This window comes from Faecalibacterium sp. i21-0019-B1 (genome assembly GCF_042852915.1).
GTDB classification, from domain to species: Bacteria; Bacillota; Clostridia; order Oscillospirales; family Ruminococcaceae; genus Faecalibacterium; species Faecalibacterium taiwanense.
The window spans coordinates 2,802,317-2,823,514 of record NZ_AP031425.1 but is presented as its reverse complement, the minus strand read 5'-3'; the positions used below and the strand labels follow the sequence as shown (position 1 = coordinate 2,823,514).

The following is a 21,198-nucleotide window of genomic DNA, read 5'->3' as shown; positions in this document are numbered from 1 at the left end:
CCCGAAAGATTTTTAAGAATTGAGTGGTGAACAAACAAAGATGCAACTGAAACCTGAAGAGATCTCCAAGATCATCCGTGCGCAGATCAAGCATTACGAAAATGCCATTGAGCAGAGCGAGACCGGCACGGTCATTATGGTGGGCGACGGCATCGCCCGCGCCAGTGGTCTGGAAAAGTGCATGGCAGGTGAGCTGCTTCAGTTTGATAACGGCGAATACGGCATGGCCCAGAATCTGGAGGAGAACACCGTCTCCATCGTTCTGCTGGGCTCCGACGTCGGCATCAAGGAAGGCAGCACTGTCAAGCGCACCGGCAAGGTGGTGTCCGTGCCGGTGGGCGAAGCCATGATCGGCCGCGTGGTCAACGCGCTGGGCCAGCCCATCGACGGCGCAGGCCCCATCGAGACCACCGAGTTCCGCGCCATTGAAAGCCGCGCTCCCGGCATCATCGACCGTCAGCCGGTCAAGGAGCCGCTGCAGACCGGCATCAAGGCCATCGACTCCATGATCCCCATTGGCCGCGGCCAGCGCGAGCTGATCATCGGCGACCGCCAGACCGGCAAGACCACCATCGCCTCCGATACTATCATCAACCAGAAGGGCAAGGATGTCATCTGCATTTACGTTGCCATCGGTCAGAAGCGCTCTACCGTGGCAAACCTTGTGCAGAGCCTGACCGAGGCCGGTGCTATGGGCTACACCATCGTGGTGTCCGCAACGGCATCCGAGCTTTCGCCCCTGCAGTATATCGCACCCTACTCCGGCTGTGCCATGGGCGAATATTTCATGCATCAGGGCAAGCATGTCCTCATCATCTACGACGATCTGTCCAAGCACGCCGTGGCCTACCGTGCACTGTCGCTGCTGATCCGCCGTCCCCCGGGACGTGAGGCCTACCCCGGCGACGTGTTCTATCTGCACTCTCGTCTGCTGGAACGCGCGGCCAAGCTCTCCAATGAGCTGGGCGGCGGCAGCCTGACGGCTCTGCCCATCATCGAGACGCAGGCGGGCGATGTTTCCGCCTACATCCCCACGAATGTCATTTCCATCACCGATGGTCAGATCTTCCTGGAGACGGAGCTGTTCCACTCCGGTGTCATGCCGGCAGTCAACCCCGGCATCTCGGTGTCCCGCGTGGGCGGCAATGCCCAGATCAAGGCCATGAAGAAGGTCGCCGGCACCCTGAAGCTGATCTACTCCCAGTACCGCGAGCTGCAGAGCTTTGCACAGTTCGGTTCCGATCTGGATGCCGACACCAAGGCCCGCCTTGCACAGGGCGAGCGCATCGTGGAAGTGCTCAAGCAGAACCGTTCCGCTCCCGTGCCTGTGGAAAAGCAGGTGGCCATCCTGTATGCGACCATTCACGATCACCTTGTGAAGGTCAAGGTGCCGGACGTGGCCGAGTATGAGAAGGGCCTGTACGAATATCTGGACAACAATGCTGCGGGTGCCGCCGTCATGGAGACCATCCGCACCACCGGCAATCTGGATAAGGACACTGAGGAGCAGCTTAAGAGCGTGCTCACAGCCTATACCGACAGCTTCGTCAAGGCGCACTAAGGAAGGAGGCGTAACGCATGGCTGGTTCCATGAAGGACATCAAGCTGCGCATCAAAAGCGTAGAGAGCACCATGCAGATCACCAAGGCAATGGAACTGGTGGCTTCCTCCAAAATGCGCCGCGCCAAGGAACGGGTGGAGCACAGCCGCCCCTACTTTGAAACGCTGCATGAGACTTTGACCAAGATCGCCGCGGCCGACCCCCGCGCCCGCAACCCCTACCTGCGCCGTGACGAAGTGAAGCGCACCCTGCTCATCGTTATTGCAGGCGACCGCGGCCTTGCCGGCGGATACAATTCCAACGTGCTCAAGCAGGCCGGGGCCGAAGAAGGCGAAGTGCTGGTGCTGCCCATCGGCAAGCGCTCGGCAGAGTATTTCGTCCATCACGAGGTGCCCCTGTTCACGCAGGAGGTGCTGCTGGCGGCAGATGTCTCGGTGGGCGAGTGCTTCCAGCTGTCCCGCCAGATCACGGAAGGATATCTCAAGGGCGAGTACGATGCGGTAAAGATCTGCTACACCCGGTTCGATTCCATGATGACCCAGACCGCAGCCACCATGGAGGTGCTGCCGCTGTCCATCGAACCCACCGAGCAGCAGAAGGCGGATGCCCGCCGCAGCCAGATCCTGTACAAGCCCAGCAGCGAGGAAGTATTCAGCGCGATCATCCCGGAGTATGTGGCAGGCATCGTCTACGGTGCCGTGTGCGAGAGCGTAGCCAGTGAGTTGGCAGCCCGCCGCACTGCCATGGATGCCGCCACCAAGAACGCCGGTGAGATGATCGACCATTTGAACCTGTATTATAACCGTGCCCGTCAGGCTGCCATCACGCAGGAGATCACCGAGATCGTGGCCGGCGCGGAGATTTAAAACCTATCAAAAAGGAGTTGTAGCCTATGTCCGAAAAACATATCGGCAAGGTGCTCCAGGTCATCGGCCCGGTGCTGGACATCCAGTTTGAGGATGGCCAGCTGCCGGAGCTGCTCAACGCCATCGAGATCGACAACCACGGCGAAAAGCTGGTGGTCGAGGTGGCACAGCACACCGGCGATAACGTGGTGCGCTGCATTGCAATGAACAGCACCGATGGTCTGGTGCGCGGCACCGAAGCCGTGGATACCGGCGAACCCATCAAAGTGCCCGTGGGCGACCAGTGTCTGGGCCGCGTGTTCAACCTGCTGGGTGAGCCCGTGGACAACAAGCCCGCCCCGGCCCCGGAGGCCTACTGGCCCATCCACCGCCCTGCTCCCAGCTACGAGGAGCAGCAGTCCACCACCGAAATCCTCGAGACCGGCATCAAGGTCGTGGACCTGATCTGCCCCTACGCAAAGGGCGGCAAGATCGGTCTGTTCGGCGGTGCAGGCGTCGGCAAGACGGTCCTGATCCAGGAGCTGATCTATAACATCGCCACCGAGCACAACGGCTACTCGGTGTTCACCGGCGTTGGCGAGCGCACCCGTGAGGGCAACGACCTGTACGGCGAAATGACCGAGAGCGGCGTTATCAACAAGACTGCACTGGTCTATGGCCAGATGAACGAACCCCCGGGAGCCCGTATGCGCGTGGCACTGTCCGGCCTGACCATGGCGGAGTATTTCCGCGATGTGAAGAATCAGGACGTGCTGCTCTTCATCGATAACATCTTCCGCTTCACCCAGGCTGGTTCTGAGGTGTCCGCACTGCTGGGCCGTATGCCTTCCGCCGTCGGCTACCAGCCCACGCTGGCCACCGAGATGGGTGCTCTGCAGGAGCGCATCACCTCCACCCGCAAGGGTTCCATCACCTCGGTGCAGGCCGTCTACGTGCCCGCCGATGACCTGACCGACCCGGCCCCTGCCACCACCTTTACCCATCTGGATGCCACCACGGTCCTGAGCCGTGACATTGCTTCGCAGGGCATCTACCCCGCTGTGGACCCGCTGGATTCCACCAGCCGCATCCTCAGCCCAGAGGTCGTGGGTCAGGAGCACTACGAGATCGCCCGCGCCGTCCAGAAGGTGCTGCAGCGCTACAAGGAGCTGCAGGACATCATTGCCATCATGGGCATGGACGAGCTGAGCGAGGAAGACAAGCGCACGGTCAGCCGCGCCCGCAAGGTGCAGCGCTTCCTGAGCCAGAGCTTCCACGTGGCAGAGCAGTTCACCGGTATGCCCGGCCAGTATGTGCCGCTCAAGGAGACCCTGCGCGGCTTCAAGATGATCCTGAACGGCGAGTGCGACGAGCTGCCCGAGAGCGCATTCCTGTTCGCGGGCACCATCGATGACGTGTTCGCAAAAGCGAAGAAAGGGTAAACCATGACGACCTTTCATCTGACGGTGGTCACGCCGGACGGCTGCGCCTTTGACGGGCAGGCCGAGCGCATCGTCTGCCGCGCCATTGACGGCGATCTGGCCATCCTTGCCAAACACGGGGATTACTGCACCGCGCTGGGCATGGGCGAAGCCCATATCGTGGATGCCGAGGGCCAGCGCCGCCGCGCCGCCTGCATGGGCGGGCTGCTGAGCGTGCTGGATGGCGAAGTGCGTCTGGTCGCCACCACATGGGAGTGGGCCGAGGAGATCGATCAGGCCCGCGCCGAGGCTTCCAAGAAGCGCGCGGAGGAGATCCTTGCGCAGAAGAACCTCGACAAGCGGGACTACGAGCTGGCTCAGGCGCGTCTCAAGCGCGCACTGGTGCGTACCTCTATCCACTGAGATAAGAAAAAAGGAGCCATTGCACAACCTGTGCGGTGGCTCCTTTTGCGTGCATGATGAAATTAAAAATAAGATTTCCGCTGAACATGCCCAGAGCGAATGCGGAGGGCATTTAAATCGTAAAGACGTTACATCGTCGCTGCGGTTGTGGTTGGAGTAGTCATACACCGGGCAGTCGATGGCGCGGCCTGCCTTCAGCTCCTGCAGATGGTAGATCAGCAAGGCGTTGTAAAAGCATCCGGATGGTCGTAGTTCAGCTTGCAGCGCTCCTCAAAGGGCAGCTCGTCGTGGCGTTTGTAATAGCTGTCGTGGGAGATCAGGCGCACTTCATCCTCGCCAAAACGCTCCTTCAGCCGCAGAGCAAGGGTGGTCTTGCCGCTGCCGGAGCCGCCAGCAATGCCAATGATCAGATTATTCATAGGGGTCCCTCCTGCATCATCCTGCCGCTTTGGGTGGAAAAAAGGGCAGGAATGGATTATAATAGGTGCAAAGCTGCCTGTCCGGGACACAGCGCCGGGCGGGCTTGTTCCTGTACATCATAACACAAACCGGCACATTTTTACAGCCCCAGGGCTGCAAATGTGTGAGATAAGGAAAAATGCCATGCAGAAAAAACAATTTCAGCAAAATATGAAGGACAAGGTCCGGGTGTTTGAGGATGGCGGCATCCGCCTGCTCAAACGGGGACAGAAGGGCGTGGTACACGCTATTTTCAGCCGTTTTGGCCTAGTGCTGGTTCTGCTGCTTTTACAGGCGTTCGCGCTGTTCAGCCTGCTGCAGTGGTTCGGCGGGCTGCTGCCGCATTATTTTGGCGGCACCCTGCTGGTAACAGCGGCAATGATGGTCTATCTGCTCAATCAGGACATGGACAACAGCGTGCGCATTACATGGCTGGTGGTCACAGCGCTGATGCCGGTGCTGGGCGTGCCGCTGTTCTGGTACACCAAAAGTGATGTGGGCCACAATGCCCTGAAGCGCCGCCTGCTGGATCTGGAGGGCCAGACCCGCGCCCAGCTGCCGCAGAATGAGCAGACCGTGGAGCTTTTGCAGGAGCAGGCACCCGAAGCGGTGCCGCTGGCACGGTATCTGCGGGGCAAGGGAGGCGGATTTCCGGTCTATGCCGACACGGTGGCCACCTACTTCAACGGCGGCGAAGCTATGTTCGATGAAATGCTGCGCCAGCTGGAAACGGCAAAAAAATACATCTTTCTGGAATATTTCATCGTGGATGAAGGCCTGATGTGGGGCCGCATTCTGGAAGTGCTGGCCCGCAAGGCGGCGCAGGGGGTGGATGTGCGTGTGATGTATGATGGCACCTGCGAGTTCTCCACCCTGCCGCGGGATTACCCCAGCCGGCTGGAAGCGCTGGGCATCCAGTGCAAGGTGTTCTCGCCGGTCACGCCCTTCGTTTCCACCCACTACAACTACCGCGACCACCGCAAAATTCTGGTCATTGATGGCCAGGTGGGCTTTACCGGCGGCGTGAATCTGGCAGATGAGTACATCAACCACATAGAAAAGTATGGCCGCTGGAAGGACTCGGCCCTGATGCTGGAAGGCGAAGGTGTGCGCTCCATGACGGCGCTGTTCCTGCAGATGTGGAGCATCCTGTGCCAGCCGGAGTTTGAGCAGTTCCTGTCCGATCCCATCCCGGCGGCAGCAAACGCCAAGGGCTTTGTGGTGCCCTACGGAGACTGCCCGCTGGACGGTGAGCGGGTGGGCGAAATGGTGTACATGGATATGCTCAACCGCGCCCGGAAGTATGTGCACATCATCACGCCGTATCTGATTTTAGACGGCGAGCTGGAAACGGCCCTGCGCTTTGCGGCAGAGCGCGGTGTGGATGTGCACCTGATCCTGCCCGGCAAGCCGGATAAGTGGTTCGTTTATGCACTGGCCAAGACCCACTACAAGGCGCTGCTTTCTTCGGGTGTGAAGATCAGCGAGTGGCAGCCCGGCTTTACCCATGCGAAGATCGTGATCGCCGACGGCGTGGAAGCTGTGGCGGGCACCATCAATCTGGACTACCGCAGCCTGTACCATCACTTTGAAAACGCGGTCTGGATGCGCGGCACCGACTGCATTGCCAACATGGAAGCGGATTTTCAGGATACGCTCACCCGGTGCCGCAGGGTGGAGCGGACGAAAGAAAGCATCTGGCAGGGCAAAAAGCTGCTGCATCTGGCGGGCATCCTGCTCAAGTTCATTGCGCCGCTGGTGTGAAGGACTTCCTCCGTTATGGCTGCGTAAGCAGACAGGAGAAGCTCTGAATACAAAAAGGCCCGCTGCCTTTCGACAGCGGGCCTTTTGTTACCGATTTAAATAAAAATCAGCGCTTAGTTCTGCTTCATGCGAGCGAAGCAGTCAGAGCAGTAGACCGGACGGTCCTCACGGGGCTGGAAGGGGACCTTGCAAGCCTTGCCGCAAGCTGCGCAGACAGCATCGAACATCTGACGCTCACCGCTGTTGCTGCGTGCGCCGCCGTTCTTGCGGGCGTCACGGCAGGGCTTGCAGCGCTGGGGCTGATTCTCGAAGCCGCGAGATGCGTAGAACTCCTGCTCACCAGCAGTCCAAACAAATTCCTTACCGCAGTCCTTGCAGACCAGAGTCTTGTCTTCAAACATAGTAGTATCTCCTCTTTAGTTAGTTCTTGCCCACGGAAGGATTGTAACCATACCTTTGGTTTTGGGACCATCGCGCTGATCAGTAAGCTTACCAGGGGCTTGAATGAATGGACGTCCTCCAATTGAGGACTTTTCTATTGTACCGTTCTTTTTGAAATTTGTCAACCAAAAAACAACCATTCGCCTTGTTATTTGTATAGATAGCACAATCCGACAGGGCTGATTTGGGTAAAATAACTGCCGGAAGATGAAAAAGGGGCTGCCGCACATTCCGTGCAGCAGCCCCTGCAAAGCCCTTTGGAAAACGGTTACTTCTCAATGACTTCCTTGGTGTCGCGGGCGATCATCAGCTCCTCGTCGGTAGCAATGACCAGAGTGCGCACCTTTGCGCCCCAGGCAGTAATCTCGCACACATCGCCCACGGGGTGCTTGTTCTTCTCGGTATCGATGCGGATGCCCAGCCAATCCATGTGGTGGCAGACCTTTGCACGGGCAATCGCGTCGTGCTCGCCGATGCCGCCGGTGAAGACGATGGCATCCACGCCGCCCATTGCAGCGATGTAAGCGCCAACGGTCTTCTTGATCTGGTAGTTCAGCATGTCGGAAGCCAGCTGTGCGCGCTTGTTGCCGGCAGCAGCTGCCTCTTCCACGTCACGCTTGTCGCTGGAAACACCGGAGATGCCCAGCAGGCCGGACTTCTTGTTCAGGATCTCGTCCAGCTCGTGGCCGGTGATGTTCAGGGTGTACTTCAGGTAGTTGACCACAGAGGGGTCCAGGTCGCCGCAGCGGGTGCCCATCATCAGGCCGGCCAGCGGGGTCATGCCCATGGAGGTGTCCACGACCTTGCCCTGATCCACAGCGGCAATGGAGGAACCGTTGCCCAGATGGCAGGTGATCAGCTTCAGGCGCTCAATGGGCTCTTCCAGATACTCGGCAGCCTTGTGGGCAACGTACTTGTGGCTGGTGCCGTGGAAGCCGTAGCGGCGCACGCCGTACTTCTCGTAGTACTCATACGGAATGGCGTACATATAAGCCTTCGGAGGCATGGTGCTGTGGAAAGCGGTATCGAACACAGCCACCATGGGGATGTTGCCGAACACCTTGCGTGCGGCCTCGATGCCCAGAATGCCGGCGGGGTTGTGCAGGGGAGCCAGAGGGCTCAGCTCGCGGATGGTCTCGATGACCTCGTCGGTGATCAGGCAGCTCTCCTTGAACTTCTCGCCGCCGTGCACGACACGGTGACCGATGGCATCGATCTCGCTGACGTCGTTGATGCACTTGCCTTCGCCGGTGGTCATCTTCTTCACGACCTCGGCAAATGCCTCGGTGTGGGTGGGGAAGATGGCGGGCGTGGTGGCCTTGTGGCCGTTTGCCTCGTGGGTGATCATGCTGCTTTCCATGCCAATGCGCTCGCACAGGCCCTTGCACAGCACCTTCTCGCCGTCCATATCGATCAGCTGATACTTCAGAGAAGAAGAGCCGCAGTTAATAACCAGAACTTTCATCTGTGTTGCCTCCTGTATGTTTTTGGTCTGCCCTCTTTTTAAACCTGAGGACAGAATTTTACAGATTCCTGTGTTTATTATATAATAGGGTGGGCGGCTTTTCAAGCCGCAACCCGGGCAAAGCGGTAAAGCTTGTGTACAAGGTTTTTGTACATACTGCCCACAAATGCGCAAAACCACTGCAGTTTTCTGTATATACGATATAAATTTAACAATCTTTCCGAGGGCGCAGCAGCCCTGCAGAGGAGCTTATCTATGAAATTTGCCGGTATCATTGCAGAGTACGACCCCTTTCACAACGGCCATGCATGGCAGCTGGCGCAGGCAAAAGCGCTGGGAGCACAGCATGTGGCGGTGGCCATGAGCTGCGGGCTGACCCAGCGCGGCGCACTGCCGCTGCTGCCGGAAGCGGTGCGGGTGCAGGCTGCACTGCAATGCGGGGCAGATCTGATATTTGCGCTGCCTGCGCCCTGTGCCTGTGCGGGGGCAGAGGCTTTTGCCCGGGCGGGGGTGCGCATCCTTGCCGCCGCCGGGTGCGATGCGCTGGTGTTCGGGGCAGAGACACCGGACGCAGCCCTGCTGATGGAAGCTGCCCGGGTACTGAACAGCGAGGCCTACCGCACCGAGCTGAAGCGCCAGCTTGCAGCCGGTGCCCGCAGCTTTGCGGCGGCGCGGCAGGCGGCGGTGGAAGCGCTCTGCCCGGGCACGGCACTGGCCGCGCTGTTGGATAAGCCCAACAACAATCTGGCAGTAGAATACTGCAAGGCCATTCTGGAACAGGAGGCACCCATGACCCCGGTGCCGCTGCCCCGCGTGGGGGCGGGCCACGGGCAGGCCCTTGCCGAAAGCGGCCACGCACAGTTTGCCAGTGCCAGCGCGCTGCGCGCCCTCTGGGCAGAGCAGGGCGCGGATGCGCTGACTCCTTATGTGCCGGAAAAAGCACTGGAACTGTATAAAAAAGCGGAAATCGACGGAATGTATACGGAGCATGCCGCTGCGGGCCGGTGTGAGCTGGCTCTGCTGCGGGCGGCCTGTGCACGACCGGAACCTTTTGCCGCAGTGCGGGGCGTTTCCGAGGGATTGGACCACCGGCTGGAAAACGCCGTGCGCAGCTGCACCGGCCTGCCCCAGCTGCTGGACGCGCTGACCACTGTGCGTTACCCCCGGGCCCGGATGCGCCGTCTTGCCATGGATGCGGCACTGGGCTATGCGGCGGAGACCGTGCCTGCCCTGCCGCCCTATCTGCATTTGCTGGGGGCAAGGCGGAAAGCACTTCCGCTGCTGAAGCATGCATCCCTGCCGCTGAGCCACTCGCTGGCAAAGCTGGAAAAAGAAAACGATGCCTGCGCCCGCATGGCGGCGGCACAGGCAGCAGCCAGCGATTTTGGCGCACTGTGCCGCCGGGTGCCCGGGCCAATGGGCAGAGCATATCGTCAAAAAATTATCTTTTTGACGAATTGACAAAAAATAATCGAAGAAATTTTATTCAGAAACACTTGTGCCCGGGCGGTTTGTGGTGTATGATTAGAGCAATGCAATGTTGGATACAACAAACGAGAATGAAATCAGAAAACTGCACGCAATAAGGAGGAAACTTCATGGCACTTCACGTTCTGGACGAAGCCAACCGCTGTCTGGGCTGCAAAAAGCCGCTGTGCCAGCAGGGCTGCCCCATCCACACCAACATCCCGGAGGTCATTCGGCTGCTCAAGGCAAACCAGATGGACGAAGCTGGCAGAATGCTGTTTGAGAATAACCCGCTGACCACCGTTTGTGCGTTGGTGTGCAACCACGAGAACCAGTGCGAGGGCCACTGCGTGCGCAACCGGATGCCCAGCCACGACCCGGTGCACTTCTCCATTATTGAGGACTACATTTCCACGACCTACGCCAACAAAATGACCGCCGGCCCTGCCCCCAAAAATGGCATGAAGGCGGCAGTCGTTGGCTCCGGCCCGGCGGGCCTGACCATTGCGGTGCTGCTGGCACGCTGGGGCTACGATGTGACCATCTTTGATGCCCGCGATAAAATTGGCGGCGTCATGCGCTACGGCATCCCCAACTATCGCCTGCCGGACAGCGTGCTGGACGATTTCCAGTACCGCCATCTGGAGCTGAAGGGCATCAAGGTTCGGCCCAACACCACCATCGGCAAGACCATCACCATCGATGATCTGTTCCGCGACGGCTACAAGAGCGTGTTCATCGGTGCCGGTCTGTGGAAGGCCAACGCCATGCATATCAAGGGTGAGACGCTGGGAAATGTAGCCTTTGGCATCGATTATCTGGCAAACTCCAAGGCGTTCCGTCTGGGCAGCGATGTTGCGGTGATCGGCGTGGGCAACTCTGCCATGGACTGCGCCCGCACCGCCATCCGCAACGGCGCCCGCCACGTCACCTGCTATGCCCGCCGCGACGAGAGCTGCATCAGTGCTTCCGAGTACGAGGTGAGCTATGCAAAGCTGGAGGGCGTGGGCTTCCGCTTCTGCAAAGCACCAGTGGAGATCCGCGAGAACGGCCTGATCTGCCGCGATACCGTCAAGGGCGAAGATGGCAGGTTCACTCAGGTGGAGGGCAGTGAGACTTTCTACCCCCACACCGGCGTGATCGTGTCGGTCAGCCAGGGCTCGGAGAGCAACCTCGTCAAGACCACTACCGGCATCGAGACCAACCAGAAGGGTCTGCTCACCGTCAGCGAGGACGGCAGCACCACCCGCGAGGGCGTATTTGCCGGCGGCGATGCCGTGATGGGCGCACGCACCGTGGTGGAGGCGGTGGCTGTGGCCAAGAAGGTGGCCGAGAGCATGGATGCCTACATGAAGAGCCTGCCTGCAGAAGAAGTGGCTGACCCCTATGCCAATATCCCGGTGTTCCAGACCCCCACCTCGGACGTGCTGGCAAAGCAGGAGATCTGACGAAATAAAGACAAACTTGGAAGAAACTGTAAAGCTTCTGCGTCTTTGCCGATCTTTGCCGCTCCGTTTGTTGACGGGGCGGCTTTCGCTTTGTATACTATTCATATACTTGTTTCTGATTTGTACAAACTGGATATAAAACAGTGAAAGGCGGTGGACGCTATCCTGAAAGCATCCCTCCCGAAACTGCGGGAAAAACTATTGGAAGCGCTGCAGGCAGTGCTGCCCATTGCAGCCATCGTGCTGGTGCTCTGCTTTACCATTGCGCCGGTGTCGCCCAGCATCCTGCTGTGCTTTTTGCTGGGGGCCGCCATGATCGTGGTGGGCATCATGTTCTTCACACTGGGCGCGGAGATGAGCATGACCCCCATGGGCGAGCGCGTGGGTGCGGTGATCACCAAAAGCCGGAAGCTGCCGGTGATCTTGGGCATCGGCTTTCTGCTGGGCTTCCTCATCACCATTTCGGAGCCGGACCTGCAGGTGCTGGCAAATCAGGTGCCCTCCATCCCGAACCGCACCCTTATTTTATCGGTGGCGGCGGGCGTGGGCCTGTTTCTGGTGTTTGCCTTCCTGCGTATGCTCATTGGCATCTCGCTGCCAAAGCTTCTGGTGCTGTTCTACGGCATGATCTTTCTTCTGGCGGCGTTTGTGCCCAAGGAATTTCTTGCTGTGGCCTTTGACTCCGGCGGTGTGACCACCGGCCCCATGACTGTGCCCTTTATCATGGCGCTGGGCGTGGGTGTGTCAGCTATCCGCGGCGACCGCCACGCGGCGGACGACAGCTTTGGTCTGGTGGCCATGTGCTCCATCGGCCCCATTCTGGCAGTGCTCATTCTGGGCATCGTGTTCCGCGCCTCGGACAGCACCTATATCCCGCCGGTGCTGCCGGAGGTGAGCGACTCGGTGGAGCTGTGGCAGCTGTTCCATGTCAGCCTGCCTACGTATCTGGAAGAGATCGCTGTCTCGCTGCTGCCCATTATCGTGATGTTCGGCATTTTTCAATTTGTGGCTCTGCACATGGATCGCCGGTCGCTGGGCCGCATTGCGGTGGGTCTTGCGTATACCTACGTGGGCCTTGTGCTGTTCCTCACCGGCGCAAATGTGGGCTTTATGCCCGCCGGTAATTATCTGGGTCAGGTGCTGGCCGGGCAGAGCTTCCGCTGGATCATCATTCCCATTGGAATGCTCATCGGTTACTTCATCGTCAAGGCCGAGCCGGCCGTCTATGTGCTGAACAAACAGGTGGAAGAGGTGACCGACGGTGCCATTTCGGCCAAGGCCATGGGCATGGCACTCTCGGCAGGTGTTTCCATCTCGGTGGGCCTTGCCATGGTGCGGGTGCTCACCGGCGTTTCCATCCTGTGGTTCCTCGTGCCGGGCTATGTGTTTGCCATCGGCATCTCCTTTGTGGTGCCAAAGCTGTTCACCGCCATTGCATTTGACGCGGGCGGCGTGGCATCCGGCCCCATGACGGCCACCTTCCTGCTGCCGCTGGCACAGGGTGCCTGCGTGGCCGTGGGCGGCAATATCGTCACCGACGCTTTCGGCGTGGTGGCCATGGTGGCCATGACCCCGCTCATTACGGTGCAGCTGATGGGCCTTGTGGCACAGCTGCGCACCCGCAAGGCCCGGCGCCTGCAGCCTGCGGCCATGGGTGCGGCCTTTGCCGGTCTGGCGGACGATGATATCATTGAACTGTAAGGAGGGCTCGGCATGAGTTCGTTGTTTTTGATGGTGACCATCACCGACCGCTGCTCCACCGATGCCTTTTTGCAGCTGTACCAGCAGCGCGGCGTGGATGTGAACCTGCGCACGGTGGGCAGCGGCACAGCGGTGCGGGAAACGCTGGCCACGCTGGGTCTGGAAAAGACCGAGAAGGCGGTGCTGCTGGCGGTGGTGACAGAGGATACATGGAAGGCCGTCCGGACAGACCTGCGCCGCAAAATGCGCATCGACGTGCCGGGCACCGGCATTGCATTCACGGTGCCGCTGAGCAGCATCGGCGGCAGAAGGGCGCTGATGTTCCTCACCCAGCACCAGCCGCTGACATTGAAGGAGGAGAGCACCTTGAAGGATACCCGTTACGAACTGCTGCTGGTGATCGCCAATCAGGGCCACACCGGCACCATTATGGATGCCGCCCGCGCAGCAGGTGCCGGCGGCGGCACGGTGATCCACGCCAAGGGTACTGGCATGGAAGGCGCAGCCCAGTTCCTTGGCGTGGAGCTGGTGAATGAAAAAGAGCTGGTGCTCATCGTGGCCCGCACGCCGGAAAAGAACCGCATCATGAAAGCCATCATGGACGGTGCCGGGCCAAAGGCGGGCGCGATCGTGTTCTCGCTGCCGGTGACGGATACCGCCGGTCTGCGTCTGCTGGAGGACGAGGAACCGGTGCAGGAGACCTCTGCGCAGTAAACAACAAAATGTAATTTATTCCGGGATTATTCCGCATTTATGGGCGAAACGCTTGATAAATGCGGATTTTTTCGTTATCATAGAAGAAAGAAATTCAAGAATGAGGGACAAAAGATGATAAAGCTTTCATATGAGCAGCAGATCGCATTCAATTCGCTGTCCATCATCGTGGGCAATGCACTGTATGCACTCACGGTGGTGCTGTTTCTTGTGCCGTCAGGCCTGATCACCGGCGGTGCCACCGGCATCGCACTGGGCATCAACCGTGCATTGGGACTGCCGGTGTCCGGTGTGCTGTTCGTCATCAACATGACCATGCTTACGGTGGGCTGGGTGCTGCTGGGGCGGCGCTTTGCCATCACCACCATTGCCAGCACCGTGCTCAGCCCCCTGTTTCTGGCCCTGTGGGAGCGGGTGTTCACAGGCTTTGTGCTCACCGATGATCTGGTGCTCAACACCATTTTTGCAGGCTTCGGCGTAGGCATTTCGCTGGGCATCACCATCCGGGCAGGCGCATCCACCGGCGGCATGGACATCCCTCCGCTGGTGCTGAACAAATATTTCCACATCCCGGTGTCGGCCAGTATGCTGGTGTTCGATATGCTCATCCTCTGCATGCAGGCGGCGTTCAGCCCGCTGCAGCAGTGTCTGTACGGCATCGTGATGGTGATTGTGTATACGGTGGTGCTGGACAAGGTGCTCATCTTCGGCACTACCCGCACCGAGGTAAAGATCATCAGCCAGCACGCCGATGATATCCGCGAGGCCATCTTCACCCAGCTGGACCGCGGTGTGACCGTGCTGCATGGCGAGGGAGGCTACAGCCACGAGCCGGAGCAGGTGCTGCTGAGCATCGTGAGCAACCGCCAGCTGCCGAAGCTGGAAAAGCTGGCCCATGCCATCGACCCCACCTGCTTTATGATCGTGAGCCATGTGACCGAGGTGAGCGGGCGCGGCTTCTCGCTGGATAAGAATTACCAGTAAACGCTAAAAATCCCAGCAGATACTTGAAAAACAGTACCGGTTTAGGGTATAGTATAGAAGAACGGTAGGTTATGCCGTGATTTTACCCAACAGGAAAGGAAAACCATCATGTTTGATATTTTCAATATGCTCAAGAAGGAAGAACACAAGGACGCAAAGCAGGTGACCCGCGAGACCATCATCGGCGATATCCTGGATATGGACCAGACCACCGCTCCCTACTTCATGGAGATCGGCATGCACTGCCTGGGCTGCCCTGCATCCCGCGGCGAGAGCATCGAGGAGGCCTGTGCTGTCCACGGCGTGGACTGCGATGAGCTGATCGAGAAGCTGAACGAGCATCTGGCCGCAAAGAAGGCATAAATTGCTGCCCACACTGGATGCGCGTCTGGCTGCCGCCGCAGAGCTTGTGCGGCCGGGAGAGCCGGTGGCGGACATCGGCTGCGACCACGGCAAGCTGACGGCGGTGCTGGCGGCTTCGGGAAAATACCCGAAGGTGATCGGTGCCGACCTGCGGCCCGGCCCGCTGGCAAAGGCAGAGCAGACGCTGGAACATGCAGGCTGTAAAGACCGCGCTGAGCTTCGGCTTGGCGACGGTCTTTCTGTGCTTACGGAGAACGAAGTAGGCAGCATCGTGTTGGCGGGCGTTTCCGCCCAGACCACTTGGGAAATTTTAGAGAAAGCCCCGTGGGTGTTCACCGTGGGAGGGCCGCGGATCATCATGATCCCGGCCACCCGCCACGACGCGCTGCGCCGCTGGTTGTGGGAGCATGGCTTCTCCTTTGCAGCCGACCGCCCGGTGCAGGCGGCGGGCCGTTGGTACGCGGTGATGGCGGCAGAGTACACCGGCAGGGTGTATGCGCCCACCTTTGCCGAGTGCCTGTTTGGCAGTACGGGAGAGTGGCCCGAGGGAAAAGGCTACGCCGACTGGCAGAAGGCAAAGCTGCCCCGGATGCGCCTTGGCGTGCCGGATGGCAGTCCGCTTGCCGCCGAGATCGATGCAATTTTAAAAGAGGGGACAGAAGGATGACAACAGTACGGCAGGTATACGAAGCAATGCAGGCCATCGCGCCGCTGGAGCTGGCGGAACACTGGGATAATCCCGGCCTGCTGGTGGACTGCGGCGGGCAGATGCACCGGGTGCTGGCAGCACTGGACATCACCCCCGAAGTGGTGGCCGAAGCCGCTGCAAAGCAGTGTGAGATGATCGTGTCCCACCACCCGGTCATTTTTGATCCGCTCAAAAAGATCGGCCCGCAGGATGTGCCTTTCCAGCTGGTGCAGGCAGGCATTTCTGCCATCTGTATGCACACCAATCTGGATGCTGCCGAGGGCGGCGTGAACGAAGTGCTGGCAGGCATCTTTGACATGAAGAATATGGAAACCTTTGCCGAGGGCTGCGGCCGTGTGGGAGCCATTGAAGAAATCGCGGTTCCAAAGCTTGCCCGCAAGGCAAAGCAGGAGCTTGCTGCGCGCTGCAACCAGTCGAAGAACGGCCCGGCGGTGCAGGTGAAGTTTGTGGATGCGGGTAAGCCGGTCAAGCGCTTGGCGGTCATCAGCGGTGCGGGCGGAAGCCTGTTTGCAGATGCCATTGCTATGGGCGCGGACTGCCTGCTGACCGGCGAAGCCAACCACCACCACGCCATCGATGCCAAGCGGCTGGGCCTTTCGCTCATTGCGGCGGGCCACTATGCCACCGAATTTCCGGTGACTGCCGCCGTGGCTGCAAAGCTGCGCGCCGCCCTGCCGGAGCTGGAAGTGCTGGTGAGCACCGAGAACCGGGACCCGTATACGTATTTGTGAGGGAAAGCCGCTGCTTTTTCTTGCAGCGATTTTCCGGCTGAGATGAAGATCGCCGCTGCAGCCTCTTCTGTGAAAGAGTAATTCGGCAAAGCCCGCAGGCTTTGCCGAATTACAAATACAAATAAAAATTCCGCTGATTATGGCCAAAGCGAATGCGGCGGCCATTTAAAATCGTTAAATGAGGTAAACACTATGGCATTGGATGCCGCGACACTGGCCCTTACGGCAGCAGAGCTCAAAGCAACGCTGACCGACGCCAAGATCGCAAAACTATTTGAACCCACCCGTGATGAGCTGGTGCTCACCCTGCGCACCCGCACGGATACCTATGCGCTGCTGCTTTCGGCCCGCAGCGGTTCCGCCCGCGTGTGCCTGACCGAAGAAAGCTTTGAAAACCCGGAGACGCCGCCCTCCTTCTGTATGCTGATGCGCAAGCATCTCACCGGCGGCAGGCTGCTGGACGTGCACATGGAGCCGGGAGACCGCATCGTGTATTTTGATTTCCAGTGCACCAACGAGATGGGCGACCTTGTGCGCAACACCCTGTGTGCCGAATTGATGGGCCGCTACTCCAATCTGGTTCTGGTGCAGAACGGCAAGATCATTGACGCACTCAAGCGCGTGGATTTTGAGGACAGCGATGTGCGCCAGCTGCTGCCGGGCCTGCCCTATACCACGCCGCCCAAGCCTGCAAGACCGGACTTCCTGCTGGTGAGCAGTGCGTCCATCGTGGCAGCAGCCTGCCAGAGAGATCTGCCGGTGGCAGATGCCCTCAACAAGACCGTGGCCGGTGTTGGCCCGGTGGTCTGCCGCGAAGCTGCATGGCGTGCCTTTGACGGCGAACATCTGCCCGCCAATGAGCTGACCGAGGAACAGAAGCGCAAGCTTATGGCTGCCATCGACGAGCTGAAGGAAGAGCACGCAACCGGCGGTACGCCCTGCAGCGTCACCGACCCCAGCGGCAAGCCCATCGAGTATACCTTCTTCCGCCCGCAGCAGTACGGCGAAAAATATATTATAAAGGAGTGGCCCTCCTTCAACGCCATGCTGGAGGGCTACTACGCTGAGAAGGACCGCGCGGAACGCTTGCGCACCAAAAGCAAGGAGCTGCACAAGGCCGTGCACAATATGTACGAGCGCGCCGTGCGCAAGCAGGCCGCCCGTCAGGAAGAGCTTGCTGCCAGCGGCAAGAGCGAAAAGCTGCGTCTGTACGGTGAGCTGCTCTCGGCAAACCTCTATCTGGCCCAGAAGGGCATGAAGAGCATCACCGTGCCCAACTGGTACGACGAGGGCAAGGAAGTGACCATCCCGCTGGACCTGCGGTTCACACCCAGCCAGAACGCTCAGAACTTCTTCAAAAACTATAAAAAGAAGCAGACCGCCGCCCGGATGCTGGTGGATCTGCTGGCAGAGGGTGAAAAGGAGATCGCCTATCTGGAAACGGTGCTCTACGAGGTGGAGTCCGCTTCCGGTGAAGCGGCCCTCAACGAGATCCGGGCAGAGCTGAAGAGTCAGGGCTACCTGAAATACTACAAGCAGCGGGATAAGCGCCAGAAGCCTGCAGATTTCCTGCGGTTCACTTCCACCGATGGCTTTGAGATCCTGGTGGGCCGGAACAATGCCCAGAACGACAAGCTCACCCTGCACACCGCCCGGGGCAAAGACCTGTGGTTCCATGTGCAGAAGGCCCCCGGCAGCCACGTTGTGGTCATGAGCCGGGGCGAGGAGATCCCGGACACCACCAAGCAGGAGGCCGCGGAGCTGGCAGTCATCTACTCCAGCACCTACAAGGCAGGCACCGGCGCCAAGGTGGCGGTGGACACCACCGAGGTGAAAAACATCTGGAAAGCCAGCGGTGCCAAACCCGGCATGGTGCTGTACGAGGTGTACACCACGGTCTACGTCACGCCTCGGGATGGGCTGGCGGAACAGCTGAAGAAGAGATAAAAAACGAACTCCTTCAGGCGCTTACGCGCCAGCTCCCTCACGGAGGGAGCCCTTGGCAGTACGGAAAAGTTTCCCTCTTTGCCAAGGGCTCTTCCTTTAGGAGAGCTGTCACGAAGTGACGGAGAGGGTGAGGCCGCTTCCCTTTGTATAATAGGTATAATCCGCAGCAAAACCGTCCATACTACCTCTGCAAAAGCGGGGTAGGGGAGTTTTCCACCGGCAGAAAAGCCTGCGGATTGTGCATCTTGCACAGAAAATGCGCTCTTTGACAAAACGGAGAAAATAAAAAAGAAAATTCGTTCTTTTTTCTAAAAAACACTTGCCAAATGCACGAAGGTGTGATAGAATAACTCTCGGCTGCAAAGGGCTTGTGCGATACAAGTCGTGCAGGCCAGCGATATGCGTAGATGCGGGAGGTTGTCATCCGGCGATAGCTGCGATGGGTTATTTCCGCGGAGTATGTCCGATCTTAGAACCGGGCGAAAGAATTACTGACAGCGATGGAATACGTTCCCTCGGCAGAGAAGTTACTCCTCTGCGAAACGGGCGGAACCAATGTTCGGATTTGATTTGCTAATATGTTTCCGGGAGAACTGCCATGCGGTTCACCGGTTTTTATAGTGCCAAATCGAGGAACACCCGGAACTGTGTAGAGCAATTTATCGGCTCGCCTAGGGCAAAATCAATTTTTTCAGGAGGCGTAAGCAATGGCAGTCAAAGAGAAAATCAGAATCCGTCTGCAGAGCTATGATGCTCAACTGATCGATGCCGCAGCAGAGAAGATCGTGGAGACCGCAAAGCACACCGGTGCACGCGTGTCCGGCCCCATCCCCCTGCCCACCGATCGTGAGATCGTTACCGTTCTGCGCGCTACCCACAAGTACAAGGATAGCCGCGAGCAGTTCGAGAGCCGCACTCATAAGCGTCTGATCGACATTCTGAAGCCGTCCAACAAGACGGTCGAGGCTCTGATGAGCCTCCAGCTCCCCGCTGGCGTGGACATCGAGATCAAGCTGTAAAAGACACTCGATCAAATTCGATGCCCTCGTTTCCCGAGGGGTCATGTTGGCAGTGACGTGCGCTGCCAACCAATAACCTTTACAGGAGGAAAAGAAAATGGTTAAAGGCATTATCGGCAAGAAAGTCGGTATGACCCAGCTGTTCGACGCGAACGGCAAGGTCGTTCCCGTCACCGTCATCGAGGCTGGTCCCTGCACCGTCGTGCAGAAGAAGACCGTCGAGAGCGATGGCTACCAGGCTGTTCAGCTGGGCTTCGGCGAGGTTTCCGCCAAGAAGGTCAACAAGGCAGCTGCAGGCCACTTCAAGAAGGCAAACGTTGCCCCCAAGAAGACCCTGCGCGAGTTCCGTCTGGAAGATGTTTCCGCAATGAACGTTGGCGACGTGCTGAAGGCTGATGTCTTCGCAGAGGGCGACAAGGTGGACGTTGTGGGCGTTTCCAAGGGCAAGGGCTACCAGGGCGTTATCAAGCGCTACGGTCAGCACCGTCTGCGTGAGAGCCACGGCACCGGTCCTGTTGCTCGTCATGCAGGTTCTAACGGTTCCACTTCTACCCCTGCTCGCGTGTTCCCCGGCAAGCGCCTGCCCGGCCACATGGGCTTTGTGCGCGTCACCGTGCAGAACCTGACTGTTGTCAAGGTTGACACCGAGAACAATCTGATCGCTGTCAAGGGTGCGGTCCCCGGTTCCAAGGGCACCATCATCACTCTGGCCAACAGCGTGAAGGCGTAAGGAGGAAAGCTACAATGGCAAAGTTTAACGTAGTCGATATGAACGGTCAGCATGTTAGCGAGATCGAGCTTTCCGACGCCGTGTTCGGTATCACCCCGAACGAGAAGGCTGTCCACATTGCTGTGGTGAACTTCCTGGCCAACCAGCGTCAGGGCACCCAGAACACCAAGATCCGCATGGAAGTTTCCGGCGGCGGCAAGAAGCCCTGGCGTCAGAAGGGCACCGGCCACGCTCGTCAGGGTTCCATCCGTGCACCGCAGTGGACTCACGGCGGCGTCGCTCTGGGCCCCAAGCCCCGCAGCTACAACTACCACATCAACAACAAGGTCAAGCGCCTGGCTCTGCTGAGCGTGTTGTCCGACAAGGCTGCCAATGGCAACATGGTCGTTGTTGACAAGTTCGCTTGCGATGAGTACAAGACCAAGACCGTGGTTGCAATGCTGAACGCTGTTGGTGCCGGCAAGAAGAACCTGCTGGTCAACGAGACTGTCGATGCAAAGTTCGTCAAGAGCGCTGGCAACATTGCCGGTGTGAAGACCACCTTCGCAGGCAGCGTGAACACCTACGATGTGCTGAATGCCGACAAGCTGATCATCAGCGTCGACGCAGCTAAGAAGCTCGAGGAGGTGCTTGGCTAATGAAAACCGCACATGATATCATCCTGAAGCCGGTCATTACCGAGAACTCCATGGCTGGCATCGCTGACAAGAAGTACACCTTCAAGGTCGCTACCGATGCTACCAAGGTCGAGATCGCTCAGGCCGTTGAGGTCCTGTTCCCGGGCGCTAAGGTCGCAAAGGTCAACACCATCTCTGTGCGCGGCCGTTTCCGCCGCCAGGGCATGCACGCCGGTTACACCGCTGCATCCAAGAAGGCTATCGTGACCCTGACCAAGGACTCCAAGGAAATCGAGTTCTTCAACAGCATGGTCTAAGCCGAACCCGCCGAGGGTTCCTCTATGGGGATATGACCCCGATAATAATTCATAAGATAAACAAAGGAGAAT

At 58.9% G+C, this 21,198-nt stretch carries 20 protein-coding genes and 1 pseudogene; 18 read left to right on the top strand and 3 right to left on the bottom strand.

What is annotated here, in order from left to right; genetic code table 11:
- Window positions 1–40 precede the first annotated feature (40 nt).
- Genes atpA through atpC form a run of 4 tightly spaced genes read left to right on the top strand, consistent with a single transcriptional unit; the run spans window position 41 to window position 4,250 of the window.
- A complete protein-coding gene (atpA, locus tag ACGHP1_RS14040) occupies window positions 41–1,561 on the top strand; it encodes a F0F1 ATP synthase subunit alpha (protein WP_097774385.1) in 1,521 nt (506 codons plus the stop codon).
- A 17-nt stretch (window positions 1,562–1,578) separates the two neighbouring features.
- A complete protein-coding gene (gene atpG, locus ACGHP1_RS14035) occupies window positions 1,579–2,427 on the top strand; it encodes an ATP synthase F1 subunit gamma (protein ID WP_005938091.1) in 849 nt (282 codons plus the stop codon).
- Between the two features lie 26 nt (window positions 2,428–2,453).
- Window positions 2,454–3,848 carry a F0F1 ATP synthase subunit beta gene (gene atpD / locus ACGHP1_RS14030; protein WP_005938088.1) on the top strand — a complete coding sequence of 465 codons (1,395 nt, stop codon included), beginning with the start codon at window positions 2,454–2,456 and terminating at the stop codon, window positions 3,846–3,848.
- 3 nt (window positions 3,849–3,851) lie between these two features.
- Window positions 3,852–4,250, top strand: coding sequence for an ATP synthase F1 subunit epsilon (atpC, locus tag ACGHP1_RS14025; RefSeq protein WP_005938085.1), 399 nt, complete (start codon window positions 3,852–3,854; stop codon window positions 4,248–4,250).
- Window positions 4,251–4,379: 129 nt separating this feature from the next.
- On the opposite strand, the pseudogene ACGHP1_RS14020 reads toward atpC, so the two are convergent.
- Window positions 4,380–4,669, bottom strand: a pseudogene (locus ACGHP1_RS14020) (uridine kinase); the annotation flags it as partial.
- Between the two features lie 184 nt (window positions 4,670–4,853).
- On the opposite strand from ACGHP1_RS14020, the gene ACGHP1_RS14015 reads away from it, so the two are divergent.
- Entirely contained in the window at window positions 4,854–6,473 is a 1,620-nt protein-coding gene (locus ACGHP1_RS14015) for a phosphatidylserine/phosphatidylglycerophosphate/cardiolipin synthase family protein (RefSeq protein WP_390509701.1), read from the top strand.
- 113 nt (window positions 6,474–6,586) lie between these two features.
- Here ACGHP1_RS14015 and ACGHP1_RS14010 read toward each other — a convergent pair whose 3' ends face one another.
- Both ACGHP1_RS14010 and ACGHP1_RS14005 read right to left on the bottom strand, forming a co-directional pair.
- Complete coding sequence (locus ACGHP1_RS14010; protein ID WP_005921120.1) at window positions 6,587–6,874, bottom strand: zinc-ribbon domain containing protein; 288 nt, start codon at window positions 6,872–6,874, stop codon at window positions 6,587–6,589.
- A 308-nt stretch (window positions 6,875–7,182) separates the two neighbouring features.
- Window positions 7,183–8,379, bottom strand: coding sequence for an acetate/propionate family kinase (locus ACGHP1_RS14005; RefSeq protein WP_097774388.1), 1,197 nt, complete (start codon window positions 8,377–8,379; stop codon window positions 7,183–7,185).
- A gap of 255 nt (window positions 8,380–8,634) precedes the next feature.
- Here ACGHP1_RS14005 and ACGHP1_RS14000 point away from each other — a divergent pair, with 255 nt between their 5' ends.
- From ACGHP1_RS14000 to rplW, 13 genes are all read left to right on the top strand, one after another.
- The gene (locus ACGHP1_RS14000; RefSeq protein ID WP_390509700.1) at window positions 8,635–9,840 is read left to right on the top strand and encodes a nucleotidyltransferase family protein; all 1,206 of its coding nucleotides are present in this window, start codon (window positions 8,635–8,637) and stop codon (window positions 9,838–9,840) included.
- Between the two features lie 137 nt (window positions 9,841–9,977).
- Window positions 9,978–11,294 carry an NAD(P)-dependent oxidoreductase gene (locus ACGHP1_RS13995; protein ID WP_390509699.1) on the top strand — a complete coding sequence of 439 codons (1,317 nt, stop codon included), beginning with the start codon at window positions 9,978–9,980 and terminating at the stop codon, window positions 11,292–11,294.
- A 153-nt stretch (window positions 11,295–11,447) separates the two neighbouring features.
- Entirely contained in the window at window positions 11,448–12,995 is a 1,548-nt protein-coding gene (locus ACGHP1_RS13990) for a DUF1538 domain-containing protein (protein ID WP_097781259.1), read from the top strand.
- A 12-nt stretch (window positions 12,996–13,007) separates the two neighbouring features.
- Complete coding sequence (locus tag ACGHP1_RS13985) at window positions 13,008–13,709, top strand: P-II family nitrogen regulator (RefSeq protein WP_097774392.1); 702 nt, start codon at window positions 13,008–13,010, stop codon at window positions 13,707–13,709.
- 114 nt (window positions 13,710–13,823) lie between these two features.
- On the top strand, window positions 13,824–14,693 hold the full coding sequence (locus ACGHP1_RS13980) for a YitT family protein (RefSeq protein WP_390509698.1): 870 nt from the start codon (window positions 13,824–13,826) through the stop codon (window positions 14,691–14,693).
- 108 nt (window positions 14,694–14,801) lie between these two features.
- On the top strand, window positions 14,802–15,056 hold the full coding sequence (locus ACGHP1_RS13975) for a DUF1858 domain-containing protein (RefSeq protein WP_005938058.1): 255 nt from the start codon (window positions 14,802–14,804) through the stop codon (window positions 15,054–15,056).
- Window position 15,057: 1 nt separating this feature from the next.
- On the top strand, window positions 15,058–15,723 hold the full coding sequence (locus ACGHP1_RS13970) for a class I SAM-dependent methyltransferase (protein WP_154259616.1): 666 nt from the start codon (window positions 15,058–15,060) through the stop codon (window positions 15,721–15,723).
- The gene (locus ACGHP1_RS13965) at window positions 15,720–16,496 is read left to right on the top strand and encodes a Nif3-like dinuclear metal center hexameric protein (protein ID WP_390509697.1); all 777 of its coding nucleotides are present in this window, start codon (window positions 15,720–15,722) and stop codon (window positions 16,494–16,496) included. The genes ACGHP1_RS13970 and ACGHP1_RS13965 overlap by 4 nt, the downstream gene beginning before the upstream one ends.
- 192 nt (window positions 16,497–16,688) lie before the next feature.
- The gene (locus tag ACGHP1_RS13960; protein WP_390509696.1) at window positions 16,689–18,443 is read left to right on the top strand and encodes an NFACT family protein; all 1,755 of its coding nucleotides are present in this window, start codon (window positions 16,689–16,691) and stop codon (window positions 18,441–18,443) included.
- A 707-nt stretch (window positions 18,444–19,150) separates the two neighbouring features.
- Window positions 19,151–19,462, top strand: a complete 312-nt coding sequence (rpsJ, locus tag ACGHP1_RS13955; protein WP_005934923.1) for a 30S ribosomal protein S10 — start codon at window positions 19,151–19,153, stop codon at window positions 19,460–19,462.
- A 97-nt stretch (window positions 19,463–19,559) separates the two neighbouring features.
- Window positions 19,560–20,192 (top strand): 50S ribosomal protein L3, encoded by a 633-nt coding sequence (rplC, locus tag ACGHP1_RS13950; RefSeq protein WP_005938036.1) that lies wholly within the window; start codon window positions 19,560–19,562, stop codon window positions 20,190–20,192.
- 14 nt (window positions 20,193–20,206) lie between these two features.
- Window positions 20,207–20,830 carry a 50S ribosomal protein L4 gene (rplD, locus tag ACGHP1_RS13945; RefSeq protein ID WP_005938033.1) on the top strand — a complete coding sequence of 208 codons (624 nt, stop codon included), beginning with the start codon at window positions 20,207–20,209 and terminating at the stop codon, window positions 20,828–20,830.
- Window positions 20,830–21,126, top strand: coding sequence for a 50S ribosomal protein L23 (gene rplW / locus ACGHP1_RS13940; RefSeq protein WP_005938030.1), 297 nt, complete (start codon window positions 20,830–20,832; stop codon window positions 21,124–21,126). The genes rplD and rplW overlap by 1 nt, the downstream gene beginning before the upstream one ends.
- Window positions 21,127–21,198: the final 72 nt, after the last annotated feature.